The 810-nt window shown below is 67.8% G+C and carries 1 protein-coding gene; it reads left to right on the top strand.

Annotation, left to right across the window (positions count from 1 at the left end):
• Positions 1 to 798, top strand: a 798-nt coding sequence (locus tag ACYVK7_RS17590) for an IS30 family transposase (RefSeq protein WP_460889022.1), incomplete at its 5' end; no start/stop codon positions are given.
• Positions 799 to 810: the final 12 nt, after the last annotated feature.

Below are 810 nucleotides of genomic sequence, written 5' to 3' on the forward strand. Positions count from 1 at the left end.
CCGCGGTTGCGGGCCTGGCTGGAGGACAAGCTCGATACCGAGCAGTGGAGCCCGCAGCAGTTGTCCGCCCGGCTACGGGTCGACTTCCCTCATGATGAATCGATGCGGATCAGTCACGAGGCGATCTACCGGTCCTTGTATGTCCAGGGCCGCGGTCATCTGCGCAAGGACCTGACCAGCGCGTTACGCACCGGGCGCGCGGTCCGCCGGCCGATGGCGGTGACCCGGGCCCGGGCCGCTACCCGCTACCCGTTGCCGGCCGAGGTGATGATCAGCGAGCGTCCTGCCGAGGTCGCGGACCGGGCGGTGCCCGGTCACTGGGAAGGCGACCTGATCACCGGCACCAAGAACCAGTCCGCGATCGGGACCCTGGTCGAACGCACCACCCGGTTCGTCATGCTGCTGTACCTGCCCGGCAAGCACGGGGCCGAGCAGGTCGCGAGCGCGATGCGGACCAAGATCACGACGCTGCCCGCGCACCTGCGTAAGTCCCTGACCTGGGACCAGGGCCGGGAGATGACACCGATGGCCACCATCGAGATCGTCGAGGGCCTGGACCTGTACTTCTGCGACCCGCACTCGCCCTGGCAGCGTGGCACCAACGAGAACACCAACGGGCTGCTGCGTCAGTACTTCCCGAAGAACACCGATCTGTCCGTCCACAGCGCCGCGCACCTGGACGAGATCGCACGCCGCCTCAACGGCCGCCCCCGCCAGACCCTCGGCTGGGCCAACCCGGCCGAAGCCCTCAACCGCCTACTGTTGACCCAACAAGCAACCGGTGCAACGACCACGTGAGACCACCTAGTC

It is taken from the genome of Promicromonospora xylanilytica (assembly GCF_054782895.1).